14 protein-coding genes are annotated in these 18,946 nt (G+C 74.4%); 9 read left to right on the top strand and 5 right to left on the bottom strand.

Features of this window, described 5'->3' with window-relative positions:
- Nucleotides 1–115: 115 nt before the first annotated feature.
- From WMF17_RS22225 to WMF17_RS22215, 3 genes are read right to left on the bottom strand one after another with little or no spacing between them, the layout of a single operon-like run.
- Entirely contained in the window at nt 116–1,321 is a 1,206-nt protein-coding gene (locus WMF17_RS22225; protein WP_437651368.1) for an HRDC domain-containing protein, read from the bottom strand.
- Nucleotides 1,318–2,289, bottom strand: coding sequence for a matrixin family metalloprotease (locus tag WMF17_RS22220; protein WP_437651147.1), 972 nt, complete (start codon nt 2,287–2,289; stop codon nt 1,318–1,320). The genes WMF17_RS22225 and WMF17_RS22220 overlap by 4 nt, the downstream gene beginning before the upstream one ends.
- Nucleotides 2,276–2,905: a hypothetical protein gene (locus WMF17_RS22215; protein ID WP_437651145.1), complete on the bottom strand. Its 630-nt coding sequence runs from the start codon at nt 2,903–2,905 to the stop codon at nt 2,276–2,278. The genes WMF17_RS22220 and WMF17_RS22215 overlap by 14 nt, the downstream gene beginning before the upstream one ends.
- Nucleotides 2,906–3,069: 164 nt before the next feature.
- Here WMF17_RS22215 and WMF17_RS22210 point away from each other — a divergent pair, with 164 nt between their 5' ends.
- From WMF17_RS22210 to WMF17_RS22190, 5 genes are all read left to right on the top strand, one after another.
- Nucleotides 3,070–3,852, top strand: coding sequence for a thiazole synthase (locus WMF17_RS22210; protein ID WP_437651143.1), 783 nt, complete (start codon nt 3,070–3,072; stop codon nt 3,850–3,852).
- A gap of 232 nt (nt 3,853–4,084) precedes the next feature.
- Nucleotides 4,085–5,374 (top strand): glycosyltransferase family 4 protein, encoded by a 1,290-nt coding sequence (locus WMF17_RS22205; RefSeq protein ID WP_437651142.1) that lies wholly within the window; start codon nt 4,085–4,087, stop codon nt 5,372–5,374.
- 100 nt (nt 5,375–5,474) lie between these two features.
- Nucleotides 5,475–6,737: a glycosyltransferase family 4 protein gene (locus WMF17_RS22200; protein WP_437651141.1), complete on the top strand. Its 1,263-nt coding sequence runs from the start codon at nt 5,475–5,477 to the stop codon at nt 6,735–6,737.
- Nucleotides 6,738–6,838: 101 nt separating this feature from the next.
- The gene (locus tag WMF17_RS22195) at nt 6,839–7,156 is read left to right on the top strand and encodes a tetratricopeptide repeat protein (protein ID WP_437604080.1); all 318 of its coding nucleotides are present in this window, start codon (nt 6,839–6,841) and stop codon (nt 7,154–7,156) included.
- Nucleotides 7,157–7,187: 31 nt separating this feature from the next.
- Entirely contained in the window at nt 7,188–7,805 is a 618-nt protein-coding gene (locus WMF17_RS22190; RefSeq protein WP_437651139.1) for a thiamine phosphate synthase, read from the top strand.
- 26 nt (nt 7,806–7,831) lie between these two features.
- Here the strand turns inward: WMF17_RS22190 and WMF17_RS22185 are convergent, their stop codons facing one another.
- On the bottom strand, nt 7,832–7,960 hold the full coding sequence (locus WMF17_RS22185; protein WP_437651137.1) for a hypothetical protein: 129 nt from the start codon (nt 7,958–7,960) through the stop codon (nt 7,832–7,834).
- Between the two features lie 189 nt (nt 7,961–8,149).
- Here WMF17_RS22185 and ileS point away from each other — a divergent pair, with 189 nt between their 5' ends.
- On the top strand, nt 8,150–12,115 hold the full coding sequence (ileS, locus tag WMF17_RS22180; RefSeq protein ID WP_437651135.1) for an isoleucine--tRNA ligase: 3,966 nt from the start codon (nt 8,150–8,152) through the stop codon (nt 12,113–12,115).
- A 302-nt stretch (nt 12,116–12,417) separates the two neighbouring features.
- Complete coding sequence (locus WMF17_RS22175; RefSeq protein ID WP_437651133.1) at nt 12,418–13,638, top strand: AAA family ATPase; 1,221 nt, start codon at nt 12,418–12,420, stop codon at nt 13,636–13,638.
- Nucleotides 13,639–13,675: 37 nt separating this feature from the next.
- Here the strand turns inward: WMF17_RS22175 and WMF17_RS22170 are convergent, their stop codons facing one another.
- Entirely contained in the window at nt 13,676–14,368 is a 693-nt protein-coding gene (locus WMF17_RS22170; protein ID WP_437604075.1) for an HAD family hydrolase, read from the bottom strand.
- A gap of 131 nt (nt 14,369–14,499) precedes the next feature.
- Between WMF17_RS22170 and WMF17_RS22165 the strand changes: the two genes are divergently transcribed.
- Both WMF17_RS22165 and WMF17_RS22160 read left to right on the top strand, forming a co-directional pair.
- Nucleotides 14,500–16,458: a hypothetical protein gene (locus tag WMF17_RS22165; RefSeq protein WP_437651131.1), complete on the top strand. Its 1,959-nt coding sequence runs from the start codon at nt 14,500–14,502 to the stop codon at nt 16,456–16,458.
- A 33-nt stretch (nt 16,459–16,491) separates the two neighbouring features.
- Complete coding sequence (locus tag WMF17_RS22160) at nt 16,492–18,933, top strand: hypothetical protein (RefSeq protein ID WP_437651129.1); 2,442 nt, start codon at nt 16,492–16,494, stop codon at nt 18,931–18,933.
- Nucleotides 18,934–18,946: the final 13 nt, after the last annotated feature.

Genomic DNA, 18,946 nt, shown 5'->3' with positions numbered 1-18,946 from the left:
GGGCCCCCTGCTATTCCATCGCCCGGCGCGTCTGTCGACCGGGCGGCGCGCGCGTGAGCCGTGCGTCGCGCGTGTCGCACCGCGCGCGACGCGTGACGCGTAGGCTCCCTCGCAGCTACACCGCTGCGGCGGGCGGCTCGCTCGACAGCGCCGCGGTCGCGAGCGCCGCGAGCGCCGCGCCGTAGCGCGCGAGCCGGCGCGCGCCGAGCCCGGGGATGCGCGCGATCGCGGCGGCGACCGCGGCGTCGTCGGCGCGGCCCCCCGCGAGCGCGATCTCCACGAGATCCTGCGCGCAGTGCCCTGGCAGCACGACCTGCTCGTCGACCTTCCGCGCCCTCGCCTCGGCCCTGCGCCACGCCATGATCCGGGTCTCCACCGCGCGCCGGGCGGCGAGCTCCTTCCGGGGCGGGCGGGCCTGCTGGAAGAGGGCGCGCTCGTCCTCCGGCACGTCGCCGTCGCTGCGCCCCTGCTCGATGGCACCGAGCCACGCGGCGACGAAGCCCGCCGCCCGTCCCGCCGCGGCCCCGCGGACGGCGCGCACGTCGTCGGCCCGGGCCGGCCTCCGCTGCGCGAGCTCGAGCAGCACCTCGCTGGCGACGATCTTGAAGGCGGGCTGGTCCGCCTCCTCGGCGGCGGCCTCGCGCGCCGCCACGAGCCGCCGCAGGATCGCCCGGCCCTCCGGGTCGAGCGCCTGGGCGCCCTTGACGCGCGCGTACGCGGGCCGCGGATCGCGCGGCGGCCCGAGGGCGGCCGCCAGCTTGTAGGCGCACTCCTCCGCGATCTCGTCGTCGATCCCGAGCGCGCGGCCCTGCTCCGCGAGACACGCGTCGAGCGAGAGCAGGTGGAGCACGTCGTCGGCCAGGTAGCGCAGCTCGGCGCTCGCGAGCGGCCTGCGCCCCCAGTCGTGCTGCTGGAGCTGCTTGTCGACCTTCACGCCGAGCTCCGCCGAGAGGAGCGCCGCGAGCCCCGTGGCCGCGCAGCCGAGCATGCGCGCGGCGACCGAGGTGTCGCGCACCGAGGCGAGCGGCGCGCCCGCCTCGGCGAGCATGCGCGCGTCGAAGGTGAGGTCGTGCAGCACCTTGGGCGGCCCCGCGGCCCCGAGGAGCGGCGCGAGCGGCCCGACGGGCACGCGGAGCGCGTCGACGACCGCGACCGCGATGCCGTCCCCCTCGCGGAAGGCGAGCTGGACCGTGCAGAGCCGCGCGCGGTAGGCGAACAGCCCGTTGGCCTCCACGTCGACCGCGAGCGCGTCGGCGCGCGCCGCGCGCTCGACCAGCCGGGCGAGCTCGTCCTCGCGCTCGACGAGGAGGAGAGGGCTCAGCGGGCCCTCGTCCGGCCCGGGCGCGCCGTCGCGCCGCGCCGCGCCCGCGCGATCGCGCCCAGCGACGCGAGCGCGGCGGCGAGGAGCCCACCGCCGCCTCCGCCCGGCGACGGGGCCGCGGTACAGCCGCCGCTCGCCTGCGCTGTGCTGGGCTGATCTGCGGCGCACAGGTCGGAGAAGCCATGGCGCGGCGTGGGGTCGCACCCCTTGACCGGCTCCCCGGGCGGGTACACCGCGCAGATCCCGGCGATGTCGTCGTCGTGGAGGTCGCGGAGCACGACGGTCCCGTCGTTGTAGTGCGCCATCATGGTCGCTTCCGGATCGCTCGAGTGCGAGAGCCCGAGGAAGTGGCCTGCCTCGTGGGTCGCGACGCTCAGCAGATCGGTCCCCACGCCGTCGTCGCCGAGCGTGAATTTCTGGTCGAACGAGTTGATCTCCATGTCGGCGTCGTAGATCGCGCCGGTCTTGAGGTTGTAGGTGACGGTCGTGAGCGCGAGGGTGCTCCCGCTGCCGCCGTACGGCCACCCGTCGTCCCGGAACGTGATGATGTTCGCGTTCCCCTGGCGCTGGTTGTACTCGTGCGCGTCGCACGAGACCGGGCCCATGTAGATGACCTCCATGCGCGGGGTCTCCCCGCCGCCGCAGTCGGCCGAGGTCCACGCGGCGAACGCCTGCGCGAAGATCGCCTCGGTCTCCGCGAGCGAGACCTGGTCCGAGGCGTCTTCCTGGATGGCGTAGCCGACGCACGGCGACGGCCAGGCGAGGGGGATGCCGCAGTCGGTCGACTGCGCCGGCGTGCAGACGGCCGCGGTCGACTGCGTCTCGGGGCAGACGCTGGTGCGACAGAAGGCCAGGGCGGCCCGGGGGTGGACGAGCGCCGCGACGGCGATCACGCTGCAGGTTGCGGCGACGGCGACGGCGCGGGCGCGCGCGCCCCGCCCGGCGGGCACGCGGTCACTTCTGCGCATGCTTCGCCTTCCAGGCGCGGCTCACCGCGTCGATCGCCGCGTCGAGCGTCGCGCCGACGAGCTGCTCGCGCGCCGAGATCGCGGGGCCGGGCCGGGCCAGGATCGTCCCGCTGGACGGGCTCGCCGAGAGCCGCCGCGCGGCGATGCGCGGCGCGCCGGCCGCCCGCCGCGTCTCCGCGCCGTCGACGATGGGGTAGTGGCCCTGGGCCATCCCGGAGACGACCAGGGCGGAGCTCGCCCGGGACACGAAGAGCATCGCCTGCGCGCCGACGCTGAGCTGCGCGTCGCCGTCCACGTGCTGTCCGATGTCTCCCACCACGCCTCCGAGCGTCCTGATCCAGACGTCCCCGTCGGGCTGTCCGGCCACGGTCCGGTCGATCGACAGGCGGGTATACGTGACGATCCTCCTGGATCCGCCGAGCTCTTCCCACCTGCTCTGCTGCTCGACGGCGGTCGCGACCACGACGTACGAGGCGGCGGAGACGAGCTCATCCAGCGAGAGCTGGATGGCGACGGCTGCCTGCGCCGCGCGCGGACCGGACAGGAGCGCGCCGGGGCCCGCTCCGGCGGCCGGGACGGCGTCGCCTGGGGGCGCGAGGGTGAGGGCGGGGGGCAACGCGCAAAGGAGGGCTATGACCACGGCTCTGGGAGACATCGGCGCAAAGATACCATGCTGGCGAGCGAGGCGCGCCGGAAGCGCCGGGGCGTGGTCGACGCGCTGGACCCTGTGTCCCGGTCCGACTAGCAGATCGTCTAGGTCGAGACCCCGAGGAGCCTGCGATGACGAGCGACGCGTTGACGATCGGCAGACACACGTTCACTTCCCGCCTCTTCGTGGGGACGGGCAAGTACAGGGACATGGATGAGACCCGTCGCGCGCTCGAGGCGTCCGGCGCGGAGGTGGTCACGGTGGCCCTCCGCCGCGTCAATCTGAAGGATCGGGGCGAGGGGTCGATGATGTCGCTGCTCCAGCAGAGCCGCGTCACGATCCTGCCGAACACGGCGGGCTGCTCCACCGCCGAGGATGCGGTCCGCACCTGCCGGCTCGCGCGCGAGCTCGGGCTGTCGGACCTCGTGAAGCTCGAAGTCATCGGCGACGAACGGACGCTGTTCCCGGACAACGAGGCGACGCTGGAGGCGGCGCGGATCCTGGTGAAGGAGGGGTTCACGGTGCTGCCTTACTGCATCGATGACCCGATCGTCTGTCGGAAGCTGGAGGACCTCGGGTGCGCGGCCGTGATGCCCTTGGCGGCCCCGATCGGCAGCGGGCTCGGCATCCGGAACCCGTACAACCTGATGATCATCCGCGAGACAGCGAAGGTGCCGGTGATCGTGGACGCGGGAGTCGGGACCGCGAGCGACGCGGCGGTGGCGATGGAGCTCGGGTGTGATGGGGTGTTGATGAACACGGCCATCGCGGGCGCGCGGGACCCGATCCTGATGGCGCAGGCGATGAGGGACGCCGTGAGGGCCGGGCGAATGGCGTACCTGGCGGGGCGGATGCCGAAGAAGCTCTATGCGACGGCGTCGTCGCCGGAGCAGGGCAAGATCTCCGCGCTGTAGGGGGCGCCGTGGGCGCGCGCCGCGCGTCCCGCCGGCGCGGCAGGCGCTCGCGGGCGGCGATGTCATCGCGCCGATGTGCGACGTCAAACGAACAGCACGCCGGTGTCATGATACGCTCATCTACCTGAGTCACAATGACACGGAACGCTCATCGCACGGTCGACACCTCTGTCGTGGCGCGACAGGCGCCCCGAGGACGGCCGTGGCGACCTGACGGTCCGCTCAGGAGAGTATGAGCAAGCCCAACGTCTGCATGGTCGTGAACAACCTCGAGGTCGGCGGGCTCGAGAAGGTGGTGCTGAGCCTCCTCGATCGGCTCGGCGATCAGGGCTTCGACCTGTCGCTGATCTGCCTCGACGGCGAGGGGCGGCTCTTCTCGGAGGTCAAGCTCCCCCGCTCGAAGTGCCTGGTGATCACCAAGGACATCCGGCCGGTGCTGCCCGGCCTCAAGAGCGATCCGGAGGCGCTCCTCTGGATCCGGCGCTTCTTCCACCAGCGCTCGGTGGATATCGTCCACGTCCACAACCGGGCTCCGCTCATCTTCGCCGGCATCGCGGCGCGCCTGCTCCGGAATCGGCCGCAGGTCGTCTACTCCGAGCACAACCAGATCAACCGGGCGAAGGGCTTCGATCGGCGCAAGTTCGGCTACTATGCCTACCTCGCCGACGAGATGGTCGCGGTCTCGCACGACCTCAAGCGCATCCTCGTCGACGACGTGAAGGTCCGCGCGCCGGTCCGGGTCATCCACAATGGTATCGATGGGACGCGCTTCGCCCGGGCCCTGAGCAGCGGTGAGCAGGGGCGCATCCGCGCGGAGCTCGGCATCGGCGAGCGAGAGTTCGTGTTCGGGTGCGCGGTGGTGCACATCGAGCAGAAGGGGCTCTGCTACCTCATCGAGGCGGCGCCCGAGGTGCTGCGGCGCGTGCCGGAGGCGCGCTTCGTCATCGCGGGCGACGGCCCGCTCCGGGGGGAGCTGCAGCAGCGCGCCAGGGACGCGGGGCTCGGCGACCGGGTGCTCTTCCCCGGCTATCGCTCGGACGTCCCCGAGCTCGTCTCCGCGTTCGACGCCTACGTGCTCCCGTCGCTCTGGGAGGGGCTGCCGCTCGCGCTGCTCGAGGCGCTCGCGCTCGGCAAGCCGATCGTGGCGAGCCGCGTCGGCGGCGTCCCCGAGGTCGTCGAGCACGGGGTCGACGGGTACCTCGTCCCGCCGAAGGACCCGGGCGCGCTTGTCGAGCACCTCTCGCGCGTCGCCCGCGACGCGGAGCTCCGCGAGCGCGCGCGCACGCAGAGCCCCGCGAAGTTCACCGAGCAGTTCAGCCTGGAGGCGATGGTCGACGCGCACGTGCGCCTCTTCGACGAGCTCGTCGCCCGGCGGCGCGGCGGGGAGACCTCGCCCCGGGCGGGCGCGCCGTCGGCCCCCGTGGGCTCGGCCGAGCCGGCGCGCCCTCCAGCGGGCGGCCCGGCCGCCGGACGGGGCGAGCGGGACGGCCGGCCCGGCGATCGGGCGGGGCTGGACGTGTAGCTCTCATCAGGCTTGTCCGGGACTTCTGATAGAACCAGAACAACAGCCTTTGTCGGGGCGCTCACTGCCTCGGATCGAACAGGAGGCGCTTTTGCGGCGGATGCGCGTTTTGCTTATCACGAAAATTTTCCCGAACGCGGTACACCCGGACGAGGCACCGTACAATCGCCGCCAGTTCGCCGCGCTGTCGCGTTACTGCGACGTCCGGGTGCTCGCGACGATCCCGTGGTTCCCTGGCATGAAGCGGCTCTCGAAGTGGCCGATCGGCGCCAGCGCGCCGCGCGAGGAGGTCATCGATGGGCTGCCGGTCCGGCACCCGCGTTATCTCTACGTGCCGAGGGTCGCGCCGGCCCTGAACGGCCCGCTGTATGCAGCGTCGATGCTCCCGGAGCTCGTCGGGCGCGGCCCGTCGCCCGACGTGATCGTCGGGGCCTTCGCCTACCCGGATGGCTTTGCCGCGGTGTGCCTGGGGCGGCTGCTCGGGGTGCCGGTGGTGATCAAGGTGCACGGCTCGGACATCGACATCATCCCGCGCGACGGGCGGCTGCGACGGCCGCTCGGCTGGGGGCTCACCCGCGCGACCCGGGTGGTCGCGGTCAGCCGCAAGCTCGCGGACGGGGTCGCGGCGCTCGGCGTGCCGCGCGATCGCATCGACGTCATCATGAACGGCGTCGACGCGAAGCTGTTCCAGCCGCGCAACCGCGCCGAATCGCGCGCGGCGCTCGGCCGGTCCCCGGGCTCGAAGCTGTTCGTCTTCGTCGGCCACCTGAACCGCGACAAGGGGGTGCTCGATCTGGTCGCGGCGTTCGAGCGGCTCGCGCCCGCGCACCCGGACATCGAGCTGACGCTCGTGGGCAGCGGCGCCGAGGAGCAGGCGTGCAGGGCCGCCGCCGCCCGGCTGGGCGGCCGGCTGACGGTGACCGGCTACCTGCCGCACGACCAGGTGTCGCTGTGGCTCGGGGCCTCGGACGCCCTGGTGCTCCCGAGCCTGCACGAGGGGACGCCCAACGTCGTGCTGGAGGCGCTCGCCTCGGGGCGCCGCGTTGTGGCGACGACCGTGGGGGGCATCCCCGACGTCCTGCACAGCCCGGAGCTCGGCGAGCTCATCCCGCCCGGGGACAAGGATGCGCTGGCGGACGCGCTGCTGCGCGCCGCGCGGCACGACTACGACCCGGCGCGGATCGTGGAGCTCGCCGGCGGGCGCGACTGGGATGACAGCGCGCGCGCCCTCCACGAGACGCTCCTGCGCTCGATTCGCAGCGCGCGGCGGCCGAGCGCGGGCGGGCAGGAGCTCGACGACGTGGCCTTCAGCGTCCCGGCCCCGAAGAGCGGGCTCGAGAGCGACGCACCGCGCGCCCCCTGAGCTGACGGGCGGGTCGCGGCGGCTCGGGGGCGGCCTTCGCGGCGGTCGTGATCGTTCGCGGGAGCGGCGTCCTCTTGACGCTCGCGCCCGTTCAGCGACCAATGCCGCTCGTGCTCACCGGCTTCCGCGCGGCCTTGGGCCCGCTCGTGCTCCTCGCCGCCGTCGCGCGGGCTCCCTACCAGTGCGTGAGCGATGTCGACCCGGATCATCGCCAGTACGAGGATCCGAGCGAGGCGCTGTACGACCTGGCCGGGCGCTTCAAGGCGAACGGCGACCGCCGCGCCCATGCCGATACGTTGCGCTTCCTTGTCGAGCGGTATCCTTCCAGCCGGTTCGCCCGGATGGCCCGGCAGGACCTCGAGGCGCTCGGCGACACGGGCGCTCCGGGCGGGCGCGCTCCGGGCGACGGGGCCCGCTGACGCTCCGCCGCTTTCGCGCTGGAGGAAGGCCATGCTCACCCCGAGGTTGACCCTGATCACCCAGACGGCGGACGTCCCGGAGCCGGTCCTGCGCGCGCGGCTCTCGGCCTTCGGCGCCCTGCCGCCCGAGGCCCGCGCCCGCGTGGCGGTGCAGCTCCGCGACCCCGAGCTCTCCGGCGCGGCGCTCCACGCGCTCGGCCGGCGCCTGCGCGACGCCACCGCCGCGATCGGCGCCTCGTTCCTCGTCAACGACCGCCTGGATCTCGCGCTCCTCCTGGGCGCGGACGGCGTGCACCTCGGCCGCCGTTCGGTCGCGGTGGCCGACGCGCGCGCCTTGCTCGGCGCCGGCGTCTTCGTCTCGGTCGCGTGCCACAGCGTGGACGAGGTGCTCCGCGCGGCGGAGGCCGGGGCAGACGCCGCGGTGCTCTCGCCGATCTTCGCGACGCCCGGCAAGGGCCCGCCCCTCGGGCTGACCGCGCTGCGCGAGGCGCGGGCCCGCCTCTCGGCGGCGCCGCGCGGCGTCGCGCTCATCGCCCTCGGCGGCGTGGACGCGGCCTCGGCGCCGGCCTGCCTCGCGGCGGGCGCGGACGGGGTGGCCGCCATCCGCGCCGACTTCGACGGCGCGCTGCCGGTGCCGCGCGCGGGGTGAGCCGCGCCGCCGCGCCCGGCGGCGACTTACCGCGCCCAGAGCGCGGCGAGCGGCAGCTCGATCGCCTCGAACGGCTCGGGCCGCACGGCCTCGTCACCCTCGTGGGTATCGAGCAGCCACCACCGGCCGTCGTCGAGCCGGCACACCTCAAGCATCTGCGCGACCGGGTTGAGCCTCCGGCGCGGCCTGGAACGCGGCCTCGACCGCGGGCGCATTGCCTGGAAATGGCGGGCGCTGCGCGCTCATCGCCCGATCCTAGCACCCCTGCCGCTCGTCGCGCGCCTCCGCGCCGGCCCCAGCGCCTCCCTCGACGCTGGCAATCGGCCTTGCTACTAGGCCGGGCCATGTCCGAAGCGTCCTCGAAGAAACCGACCGGCGGCCCGCACGAGCCCCTGTTCGACAAGGTGGCGACCGAGCTGAACTTCCCCGCGGACGAGGCGAAGATCCTCGCCTTCTGGAAGCAGCACCGCATCTTCGAGAAGACCCTCCGCGCCGAGACCCGCGCCACCGGCCCTTCCCGGGGCACGTTCGTCTTCTACGAGGGCCCGCCGACCGCCAACGGCATGCCGCACAACGGCCACGTGCTGACGCGCGCCGTGAAGGACGTCTTCCCCCGCTACAAGACGATGCGCGGCTACGACGTCCCGCGGAAGGCCGGCTGGGACACGCACGGCCTGCCGGTCGAGGTCGAGGTCGAGAAGGAGCTGCGTATCCACGGCAAGGCCGACATCGAGCGCTACGGCGTCGAGCCGTTCATCTCGCGCTGCGTCGACTCGGTCTTCCGGTACACCGAGGCGTGGGAGAGCCTGACCGACAAGATCGGCTTCTGGGTCGACCTCGACAGCGCCTACGTCACCTACCACCGGAGCTACGTCGAGAGCGTCTGGTGGGCCCTCTCGCAGCTGCACCGGAAGGGGCTGCTCTACCGCGGCCACCGCGTGTGCTGGTGGTGGCCTCAGGGCGGCACGGCGCTCAGCGCGGCCGAGGTCGGCTTGAACTACAAGACGGTCGACGACCCCAGCGTGTTCGTGGCGTTCCCGCTCGTCGACGAGCCCGACACGGCGCTCTGCGCCTGGACGACCACCCCGTGGACCTTGCCCTCGAACGGCTACGCCGCCGTGCGGCCCGAGTTCGACTACGTCGTCGTGGACGCCGGGGCGTCGGCGGACGCTGGCGGCGGGGCGGCGCCGGTGGCCGGGAAGCTCATCGTCGCCGCGGCGCTGCGCGAGGAGCTCGCGAAGAAGTTCAAGCGCGACCTGCCCGTGCTCCGCGAGCTCAAGGGGAGCGAGCTCATCGGCAAGCGATACCGCCCGCCGTTCGACAGCTTCGCGAGGTCGCTCGAGGGCGCCACCCTGCGGAGGAAGGACGGCAACGACGAGCCGCTCTACTGGGTCGTGCTCGGCGCGGATTTCGTCACGCTCGACTCCGGCACCGGGATCGTCCACATCGCGCCCGCGTTCGGCGAGGACGACTTCAACGCGCACAAGCGGCGCATCGCGGATCTCGCCGAGCCGGGCGCCGCGGGCGACGTGCCGATGCTGTGCGCGGTCCGGCCGGACGGCACCTTCGAGCCGGGGCTCACGCCCTTCTCGGGCCTCTGGGTGAAGGACGCCGATCCGCTCATCCTCAAGGATCTCGCGGCCCGCGGGCTGCTCGTCCACGACGAGAAGTACCGGCACGACTACCCGTTCTGCTGGCGCGCGGACGACGACCCGCTGATCCAGCTCGCGCGGCCCGCCTGGTACATCAGGACGCGCGAGAACATCGACAAGGCGATCGCCAACAACCGCGCGATCCACTGGCTCCCGCCCCACATCCAGGAGGGCCGCTTCGGCGACTTCCTCGCCAACAACGTCGACTGGGCGCTCTCGCGCGAGCGGTACTGGGGGACGCCGCTCAACGTCTGGATCTGCGCGAACAGCGAGGAGCACCAGCTCGCCCCGGCGTCGGTCGCCGAGATCGAGGCGCTGAACCCGCGCGCCTTCGACCACTTCCACGAGGCGAAGAAGGCCGACCCGAGCCTGAACGACCACCTCATCGTCCACAAGCCGTGGATCGACCGGGTGACCTTCCCGTGCCCGACCTGCGGCGGCGAGATGCGGCGCGTGACCGAGGTCATCGACGCGTGGTTCGACAGCGGGAGCATGCCGTTCGCGCAGTGGGGCTACCCGCACGCGCCGGGCTCGAAGGAGCTGTTCGATCGCGCGTTCCCGGCGGACTTCATCAGCGAGGCGATCGACCAGACGCGGGGCTGGTTCTACTCGCTGCTGATGGTCTCGACGCTGGTCTTCGACGAGGCGACGCAGGAGAAGCTCGGGCTGTCGCGGATCCGGAGCTACCCGCACCCGTACAGGACGTGCGTCGTGCTGGGGCACGTCTGCGACCGCGAGGGCAAGAAGGAGAGCAAGTCGAAGGGCAACTACACGCCGCCCGAGGTCATCCTCGAGCGCGTCCGGATGGAGTTCGCGGCGGTGCGGGCCTCCGAAGCGAAGGGCGCCCAGCCGAAGGACGGGGTCGCGCTCATCGCGCGCGAGGACTACGAGGGGCTCGACCTGACGGGCGACGCCGCGAAGGTGCGGATGTACCGCGCCGATCGCGAGGCGCAGCCGATCGCGATGGAGCTCCGGCCGCAGAAGGGGATGCCGCGGCGGATCGTCGCGCTCTCCGACGCCGATCTCGATCGCCTCGGCCTCACGCCGAGGAGCGACGCGCTCTCGGTGAAGCCGAACGACGTGCCGCGGCTCGCTCAGCCCGAGCGCGTCACCATCGAGGACCCGACGACGCCCGCGCCTGGAGCCGACGCGTTCCGCTGGTTCTTCTACGCGTCCTCCCCGCCGTGGACGAACACGCGCCACTCGCTGACGAACGTGCGCGCGTACCAGAAGGAGTTCGCGGTCAAGCTCCGGAACGTCACCTCGTTCTTCACCATCTACGCGAACATCGACGGCTTCTCGCCGGCAGAGGGGAACCCCGAGGCGAGGGACACGTCGCCCGCGGCGCTCGCGGCGAGCGCCGGCTACCGGCCGGCGAAGGAGCGATCGCTCCTCGACCGGTGGATCCTCTCGGAGCTCGCGCTCTCGACGCGGGAGGTGACGGCGCACCTCGACGAGTACCGGCTGTACGAGGCCGCGCAGCGGCTTGTCGATCTCGTGGATGCGCTGTCGAACTGGTACGTCCGCCGGAGCCGCGCGCGCTTCTGGGCCCCGTCCTCTACGTGTGTCGAGGATCGGCGTTCGCCGTCCTCTACGTGTGTCGAGGATCGGCGTTCGCCGTCCTCTACGTGTGTCGAGGATCGGCGTTCGCCGTCCTCTCCGGCCGATCCGCTGGACGTCGCGCCGGGCGCCGTGCGCGCGGCCCAGGACAAGCGCGACGCGTACTTCACGCTGTACGAGGTGCTCGTCGCGATCGCCAAGCTGAGCGCGCCGTTCACGCCGTTCCTCGCCGACGCCGTGTACCAGAACCTGGTGCGGCGGCCGTGGCCTGCGTCGCAGCCCGCGAGCGTGCACCTCGTGGCCTTCCCGGAGGCGGACGCCGCCGCGGTGGACGAGCCGCTCGCGATCGAGATGCGCGCCGTGCGCGAGCTCGTCTCGCTCGGCCTGCAGGTGCGCACGGCGAACAGGCTCAAGGTGCGGCAGCCGCTCGCGCGCGCGGACATCGTGCTGTCGCAGCAGGGCCTCGCGGCGGCGCTCGCCGAGCACGTGCCGCTCATCGCCGAGGAGCTCAACGTCCACGAGGTGCGCTTCCTGAAGCCCGGGCAGGAGGGGAGCGCTGTGCGCTACGTGCTCAAGCCGAACTTCCGCGCGCTCGGGCCGAAGCTCGGCAAGAAGGTGCAGCTCGCGAAGCAGGTCCTCGCGAAGGCCGACGCGTCGGCGCTGCGCGCGGCGCTCGCGACCGAGGGCAAGATCGCGATCGCGCTCGACGGCGAGCCGGTGGAGCTCGGCCCCGAGGAGATCGAGGTCGTCGTGGAGGCGGGCGAGGGGTTCGCGGCGGCCGGCGGCCGCGCGGGGGTCGTCGTGCTGCACACGGCGCTCACGGACGCGCTCCGCGACGAGGGGCTCGGCCGGGAGATCCTCTCGCGCGTGCAGGCGGCCAGGAAAGGCGCGGGGCTGGACTTCACCGACAGGATCCGCCTCGCCATCCGGGGCAGCCAGCGCGTATGCCGCGTCGCCGAGGCGGCGCGGGGCTTGATCATGGCAGAATCGCTCGCCGCGGAGCTCGTGGTGGGCGGTGCCCTCGAGGGGGAGATCAGCACCATGGACGCATCCGTAGAGGGGGAGGCGCTGGAGATCGGCTTGGCGCGCATGCCGTGAACTGTCAGCCAGCACCCAGATGGCTCGACACCCCACGCATCCCGCGTGGATCGACACGAATCCGCTTCGTGTAAGCTCGTGACGGAAGCGGCGCCGCGGCCGGCCTGGGAGGAAAGCCGTCCTCCGATGGGTTGGTGCGCCGGCGTGGGCGTCGCGCGCGGGGAGGGCATGTTCGTGATCGGCCGTTGGACATCCCGGAAGGGCGCTCCGCTGTCCCAGCTGGGCGCTTTGGGCCGCTCCGCCCGCTGCGTCGCGGTGCGGGCGGCGGCGTGGAGCTCCTCGATCCGGGGCCCCGTGCCGCGATGATCACCCACATCTATGTCAGCAACTACGGCAGCATCGGCGCCGGCCTCGAGCTCACGCTCGGCGCGCTGACCGCGCTCGTCGGTCCGCCCGGCGCAGGGAAGGGGTGCCTGCTCGACGCCGTGCGGTTCCTCGCCGAGTGCGCGAACGGGGCGCTCGAGCAGGCAGCGGCCAGCCGGCGCGGCGGCGGCGCGCTGCAGCGCCCTTGCGGGGATGGCGCGCTCACCACCCTCGGCGTCGCGGTCTCCAGGACCGAGGGCCACGGGTTCTGGCTCGTGCAGCTCGCGCCGGGGGACCGGGACGGCGTGCCGCGCGTCAAGAGCGAGACGGCCGCGTGGTGGCAGCGCAGCGCGCTCACGCGGCTCGTCAAGCCGGGCCTGCGCGACGTCTTCGACGCCGGCACCGACCCGCCCGAGGTCTCCTTCGACCGGCTGAAGGGCAGCCCGAAGGGGTTCTCGCGCAAGGACAAGGGCCGCAGCGGCACGCTCGCCTACCGCGGGGTCGCCCCCATCGCCGTGAGCGGCGCCAGGCTCGTCCTGCCGCTGCTCTCCGATGGACCGCTCACCCCGATGCTCGACGAGCTGCGCCGCGCGGTCCTCTACTCCCTCGCGCCGCGCACCCTCCGCTCGCCCCAGAAGATCAGCGCGTCCCGCCGCCTCCGCGCGGGCGGCGAGAACTGGGGCTCCGTCCTCCGCGCGCTCGAGAAAGAGCGCTGGAGCGAACAGTTCCTCGCCGGCCTCGCGCAGGTGACCGGCGATATCGACGGCGCCCGCGCGTCCTCGTCCGGGGGGCTCCTCGTCCCGGAGCTGCGCCACGGCGTCGACGAAGGCGGCCGCGAGCGCTGGCGCGCCGCCGCGGACGAGCCGGACGCCACGCTGAGGGTGGCCGCCATGGTCACCGCGCTCTCGCAGGAGCCGCCGCTCGTGCTCGCCGGCTTCGAGCACCCGGACGCGGGCGTCGATCGCGGGGCGCTGCCGACGCTGATCGAGTACCTGCGCGGCGCCTCCGCCCAGCGCCATATCCTGCTCACGACCGAGTGCCCCGCGCTCCTCGACCTCCTGTCGCTCGAATCCGTCTACTCGGTGGAGCTCCGCGACGGCTCGACCACCGCGTCGCCCGTGGACGCGCCGCAGCGGAAGGCGCTCCGCGATCAGCTCGGCGCCGCGGAGCGCCAGCGCGCCCAGGCCGCGCGATCCGAGCGCCCGCCGCGTGTCCCGTGAGCCTGCCCGCGCGCCGTGGTCCGCGCCCGCGGCGCCGCTACCCCGCGAGCCGCTCCCTGCGCGGCGCGAGCGGCGATGCGTCGTACCGCGCGAGGAGATCCTCCGGATCGCGGTAGAGCGCCGCGCACCCCGCCTCGATGAGCTCCATCTCGGGGAAGCCTCCGCAGAGCAGCCCCACCGTCAGGATGCCGAGCTTCGCCGCCGCCTCGGCGTCGGACGGCGTGTCGCCGACGAGGAGCACCTCGCGCAGATCGACGCTGCCCAGCCGGTCGAGCGCGGCCTCGAGGAGGTCAGGGCGCGGCTTCGATCTCCCCGCGTCGTCCGCCGACACCGCCCACGAGACAAGGTCGCCCACCCCGGCGCGCTCGATGCTCGCGTCGAGCTCGCCGCGCGGCAGCGACGAGGCGAGGACGATCCGGCGCCCGTCGCCCGCGACGCGCTCGAACAGCTCGCGCACCTTCGGGAAGACGCGCGCCCCCGGGAGGAGCTCGCGCTCGTAGATCCGGTCGTGCAGCGCCGCGATCCCCGCGCCGATCCAGCCGATCTCCTCGGACGAAAGGAACACCGGCAGCAGCTGGTCCGCGCCCTCGCCGACGTGGCTTCGCAGCTTCTCCCGCGAGACCTCTCGGCCGAACCGCCCGAAGGCCTGCTGCCAGGCGGCCGCGTGCAGATCCACGGTGTCGAGGATCGTGCCGTCGACACCGAAAATGACGGCGCTGACGCTGACCATGGCGCAACACGTGGCGCAGGGCCGGACGCATCGCCATCGGAGGGCTCCCGACGGCGCGGCCGCCGCGCCGGCCCGAGCGGCGCCCGGACGAAGGCGCGATAGACTGGTCGAGGGGGCGAGCGGACAAGGCCATGCGATCCATGAACGGCCGGCTGACGGCACTCTCGATCCTCCTCGGCGCCCTCCTCGGGCCGCAGCGCTCCGCCGCGGCCGCCGGGCCCGTGGTGGTCGTGGTCGATCAGGACGACGACGACGCCGACGGAGTGCCCGACGGCGCGCAGGCCCGCGTGCCGCCCTCCCCGGAGCTCCTCGCGCTGCGCGCGCCGCGCGGCGCGAGCCAGGCGCCCGCCGCGATCCCCGCCGGCCTGCGGCTCCTCGTCGACGGCAGCCCCGTCGAGCCGGGAGGCGCGATCCCCGCGAGCGCGCGCCGCATCGAGATCCAGGCGGTCCGGGCGGGGCGGAGCGAGGTCGCCCTCTTCGGCACGACGCGGACGATCAGCGCGTTCGAGGTCCGCGCCATCGACGGCGCCGGAAGGCGCATCGACATGGCGCGGTCCCACGCCTCGCTCCAGCGCACGCCCCCGGACCGGCTCGGCGACGACCCGCTCGGGAACCTCGACGATCCGGACGCGATCCGGCTGCTCGTCATCGGCGCGCCCGACGACCTGCCGCTCACCCTCGACGTCCACTCCGCGGCGCCGTCCGGCAAGGCGATCGATCGGCTGTCCAGCGTGCCGCTCGGCCACGTCCCGTGCCCCCCGGACGTCGCGCCAGGCCTCGTGTGCGGCTCGACGCGCCCCCTCCGGGCGGTCGCCGACGACATCGATCGCAACCACCCGATGGTCGCCGAGCGCTCGGTGAAGGGCGAGGTCGGCGGGGCGCTCGTCGTCGCGGTGCCCGGGGGGCCGAAGCTCCAGATGATCCGCATCGCCGGCCCGCGCGCCTCGCCGCTCGGGCCGCTCGGGCGCACGCGCGCGCGCCTCCGCATCCTCATGGTGCGGCCGCGCGCCGGCGGGCCGCCGCCGATGGGCGGGGACGACGCGGGCGCCGTCGCCATCGCGCGGGCGGAGGTCGAGCGCGCGAACGCCCTCTGGGGCGCGTGCGGCGTGAGCTTCGGCCCGCTGGAGGAGCTCGACATCACCTTCGTCGACCCCCCGCGCCCGCACCTGCTCGCGATCGGCTGCGACCACGGCCTCCCGGCGAGCGGCGGCGCGATCCGGGTGCGCGTCGACGGCCACGAGGTGACCGCGGCGATCCGGCCCCGCATGCGCCCCGGCGCCGCGGCCCGCGCCGTCGCCGCGGCGATCGGCGCCGCGGGGTTCTCGGTGCGCCTCTCCGACAACCCGGTCATCGGCGCGGGCGCGTACGGGACCACCGACGTGCTCGTGCGGCGCCCCGGCGGCGCGCTGGCGACGATCGAGCCGCCGGCGTCGGGCGCGCTGAGCACCGACGCCACGCTCACGGCGTGCATCGGCGCCGTGGAGCTCGAGGACGGCCTGCAGCACTTCACCGACACGGACGCCATCGCCGGCACCGTCGAGGAGCGCGCGTTGATCAAGGCGTTCGACGACGGCGACCCCGCGACCGTCGACGTCGTGATGGTCCCGAGCTTCGCCGGCGGCGGGCGCATCGGCGAGTCGTTCATCTTCGCCGACGGGGGGGCGATCCGGAACACGATCATCGAGGATCGCGCCGGCCTGCGCGCGGATCGCGCCTCGTTCGCGCTGTCGCACGAGCTCGGCCACGTGCTGCTCGACGAGCCGGGGCACCCCGACGATTTCGGGATCGACACCCCGACCCGGCTGATGGACGCCGACGCGGCCAACGCCTCCGCGTACGGGCCGCGCCGCCTCACGGTCGACGAGTGCGCGCGCGCGATTCGCCAGAGCGGCGCGGCGGACCCGCGCCTGGGCCCGCAGAGCGGCGCGCCGCCGGCGCCGCGCCCGGGCGGGCCCGCGCCGCGGAGCGCGGAGGCCGCTCGATCGGGGGCCGCGGCGGTGAGCCCTCCCGGCGCGCCCGGGTTCCGGCCGAGCGGCCCCGTGCCCTTGCTCGCGCCGTGGCCGCTCGCCCCGCTCGGTCGAGAGAGGTGAGCGACCGCTCCACGCTGTGGTAGGAGCGGGCCCATGCGGGTCTCCCAGCGGAGCGGCCTCTTCAGCGGCGTCGCAGCCCTCGCGTGCGCCACGGTCCTGCTCGAGATCTCGCTCACGCGGATCTTCGCGGCGCTGTTCGGCGAGCCCCACGCGTTCGTCGCGCTCGCGCTGCCGCTCGTCGGCGCGGGCGCGGGCGGCGCGCTGCTCTACCTCGCCCCGTGGCTCGTCCGCCCGCCCGCCCTCTTCGCCCGCATGGCGGCCCTCTCCTCGCTCGCGTCGGGCGCGACGCTCGCCGCGATCATCCTGCTCGCGCAGCGCGGGCCCGCGCCGGGATCGCTCCCGTGGCACGCGCTGCTCTACGCCGCGTCCACCGTCCCGTTCGCGCTCGCCGGCCTCGCGCTCGCGGCCGCGATCCGGCACGCCGCGTCCGAGATGCCCCGCCTCTACCTGCTCGATCTCGCCGGCGGCGCCCTCGGCGGGCTCGCGGCGGCCGTCGCGATCCGCGCCGGCGCGCCCCGCGCCGCGCTCGCGGCGGCGATCTTCTTCGCGGTGGCGGGCGTCTTCTTCTACCTCGGGTCGCGCTGTCGGGAGGGCGAGCAGCGGGCGTCGGGGGGCCTCGTCGCCACCTTCGTGCTCGGCGGCTTCGTGCTCCTCGCCGGCGACCTCGGCGCCCCGTGGCTCCGGCTCGCCGGCCTCCGCCGGGGCGCGCCCGACCGGACCGAGCACGAGGCCTGGAGCGAGCGCTCGCTGATCACGGTCGACCGCCCGAGGGCCGGCACGGCGATGATGCGGCTCGGCAGCGCCGCGCAGAGCCCGATCCTCGACGCGAAGACGTCGCCCCCGCCCCAGCCCGAGGACATGGCGTACGCGCTCCACAAGGACCAGGGCCCGGCGCTCGTCGTCGGCGCCGGGGGCGGGCGCGACGTGCGCGCCGCGCTGAAGGCCGGGCAGAAGCACGTGGTCGCCGTCGAGGGAGACCGCGGCGTCGTCGAGGTGATGCGCGGGCGGTACGCCGCGTTCAACGGCCACCTGTTCGACAAGCCCGAGGTCCACCTCGTGCTGGGCGACGGGCGGAGCTTCGCCCGGCGCACGCCGCTGCTCTTCCGGAACATCGTGATCCCGTCGGCCGAGACCGCCGAGGCGTCGACGACCGGCGCGCTCGCGCTGTCGGAGAGCCGGCTCCACACGGTCGAGGGCGTCGGGGACTTCCTCTCGCGCCTCCTGCCCGAGGGCACGCTGGTCCTGAGCCGCGCGGACGTCGACTTCGATCGCCTGCTCGCCCTCACGGCCGCGGCGCTGCGCCGCGCGGGCGCGGCCGAGCCGAGGGACCACCTCTTCGCGTGCACCGCCGCGCACAGGACCGCGCTCCTCGCGCGGCGCACGCCGCTCGCGCGCCAGGACGTCGAGGCGCTGCGCCGCCACTGCCGCCGGCACAAGTTCTCGGAGGCGTTCGCCCCCGACCGCCCAGGTACGCCGAGCCGCGGGCTCCTCGTCGCGGCCGCGGGAGCGCGCGCGCCCGGCGCGGGGGCCGATCTCACGCCGCCCACGCCGACCGACGACAGGCCGTTCTTCTCGTACACCGTCCCGGCGCGCCGCCTGCCCGCGGTGCTCGGCGACCTCGGGGCCCTCCGCGCCGAGCACGCGGGCCTCTTCGCGCTCTCGGCGCTGCTCGCCGTCGGCGCGGGCCTCCTCGCGCTCGTGGCGCTGCTCCCGGTGCTCGCCGCGCGCGTCGGCCGCCTCCGGCGCGACGCCGCGGCGCGCGACGTCGTGGTGCCAGGGGCCGCGCCCCCGCCGCCGCGCGCCCGCGCGCTCTTCTTCTTCGCCGCGATCGGCGCGGGCTTCGCGCTCGTCGAGCTCGCCGTCTTCCGCCACGGGCTCCTCCTGCTCGAGCTGCCCGCGCACGAGCTCCCGGCCGTCCTCGTGATCCTCCTCGTCTCCGCCGGCGTGGGCGGCCTGCTCACCGCCCGCGTGGCGCCGGACGCCGCGACGCGGGTCTCCGCGCGGGTGGCGGAGGTGCTCGTCGTTGCCGCGGCGCTCGCCGCGGTGGGGCTCGTCCCGCTCGCGCAGTGGAGCCTCGGGCTCGGGTCCCTCCCGCGCGCGATCCTCGCCATCGCGATCCTCGTGCCGTTCGGCCTGCTCGCGGGCTCGCTCGCGCCGCTCGGGGTCAAGCTCGTGGCCTCGATCGCGCCGGCGCTGCTCCCCTGGTGCTGGTCGCTCTGCGCCCTCGCCGGCGCGACGGCGCTGCCCCTCGGCGCCCTGTGCGCGATGCACCTCGGCTACAGCGCCCTGCTGCTCGGCGCGGGCCTCGTGTACCTCCTCGCCGCGGCGGCCGTGCCGCCCGCGGCGGCCGGGGCGGCCGCCGCGGGCGACGACGAGCGGGGGCCGTCGAGCGCCGCCGCCGCCCACAGCGCGCAGCCGGCCCGGGGCGCCGCAGAGGCGCAGCCCGACGTGCCCGACGCGGCGCCGGTCGCGTGAGCGCGCGGCGCGC

Origin of the sequence: Sorangium sp. So ce362, assembly GCF_051519845.1 — a bacterium.
Lineage (GTDB): Bacteria > Myxococcota_A > Polyangia > Polyangiales > Polyangiaceae > Sorangium.
This window is presented reverse-complemented; position numbering and strand designations above follow the sequence as displayed.

Bases quoted from the DNA above. Each gene is read 5' to 3' on its own strand.
- WMF17_RS22220 (WP_437651147.1), bottom strand. From the start codon at position 2,289: ATGCGCAGAAGTGACCGCGTGCCCGCCGGGCGGGGCGCGCGCGCCCGC.
- WMF17_RS22210 (WP_437651143.1), top strand. From the start codon at position 3,070: ATGACGAGCGACGCGTTGACGATCGGCAGACACACGTTCACTTCCCGC.
- WMF17_RS22205 (WP_437651142.1), top strand. From the start codon at position 4,085: ATGAGCAAGCCCAACGTCTGCATGGTCGTGAACAACCTCGAGGTCGGC.
- WMF17_RS22200 (WP_437651141.1), top strand. From the start codon at position 5,475: ATGCGCGTTTTGCTTATCACGAAAATTTTCCCGAACGCGGTACACCCG.
- WMF17_RS22195 (WP_437604080.1), top strand. From the start codon at position 6,839: ATGCCGCTCGTGCTCACCGGCTTCCGCGCGGCCTTGGGCCCGCTCGTG.
- WMF17_RS22190 (WP_437651139.1), top strand. From the start codon at position 7,188: ATGCTCACCCCGAGGTTGACCCTGATCACCCAGACGGCGGACGTCCCG.
- WMF17_RS22185 (WP_437651137.1), bottom strand. From the start codon at position 7,960: ATGCTTGAGGTGTGCCGGCTCGACGACGGCCGGTGGTGGCTGCTCGAT.
- ileS (WP_437651135.1), top strand. From the start codon at position 8,150: ATGTCCGAAGCGTCCTCGAAGAAACCGACCGGCGGCCCGCACGAGCCC.
- WMF17_RS22175 (WP_437651133.1), top strand. From the start codon at position 12,418: ATGATCACCCACATCTATGTCAGCAACTACGGCAGCATCGGCGCCGGC.
- WMF17_RS22170 (WP_437604075.1), bottom strand. From the start codon at position 14,368: ATGGTCAGCGTCAGCGCCGTCATTTTCGGTGTCGACGGCACGATCCTC.
- WMF17_RS22165 (WP_437651131.1), top strand. From the start codon at position 14,500: ATGCGATCCATGAACGGCCGGCTGACGGCACTCTCGATCCTCCTCGGC.
- WMF17_RS22160 (WP_437651129.1), top strand. From the start codon at position 16,492: ATGCGGGTCTCCCAGCGGAGCGGCCTCTTCAGCGGCGTCGCAGCCCTC.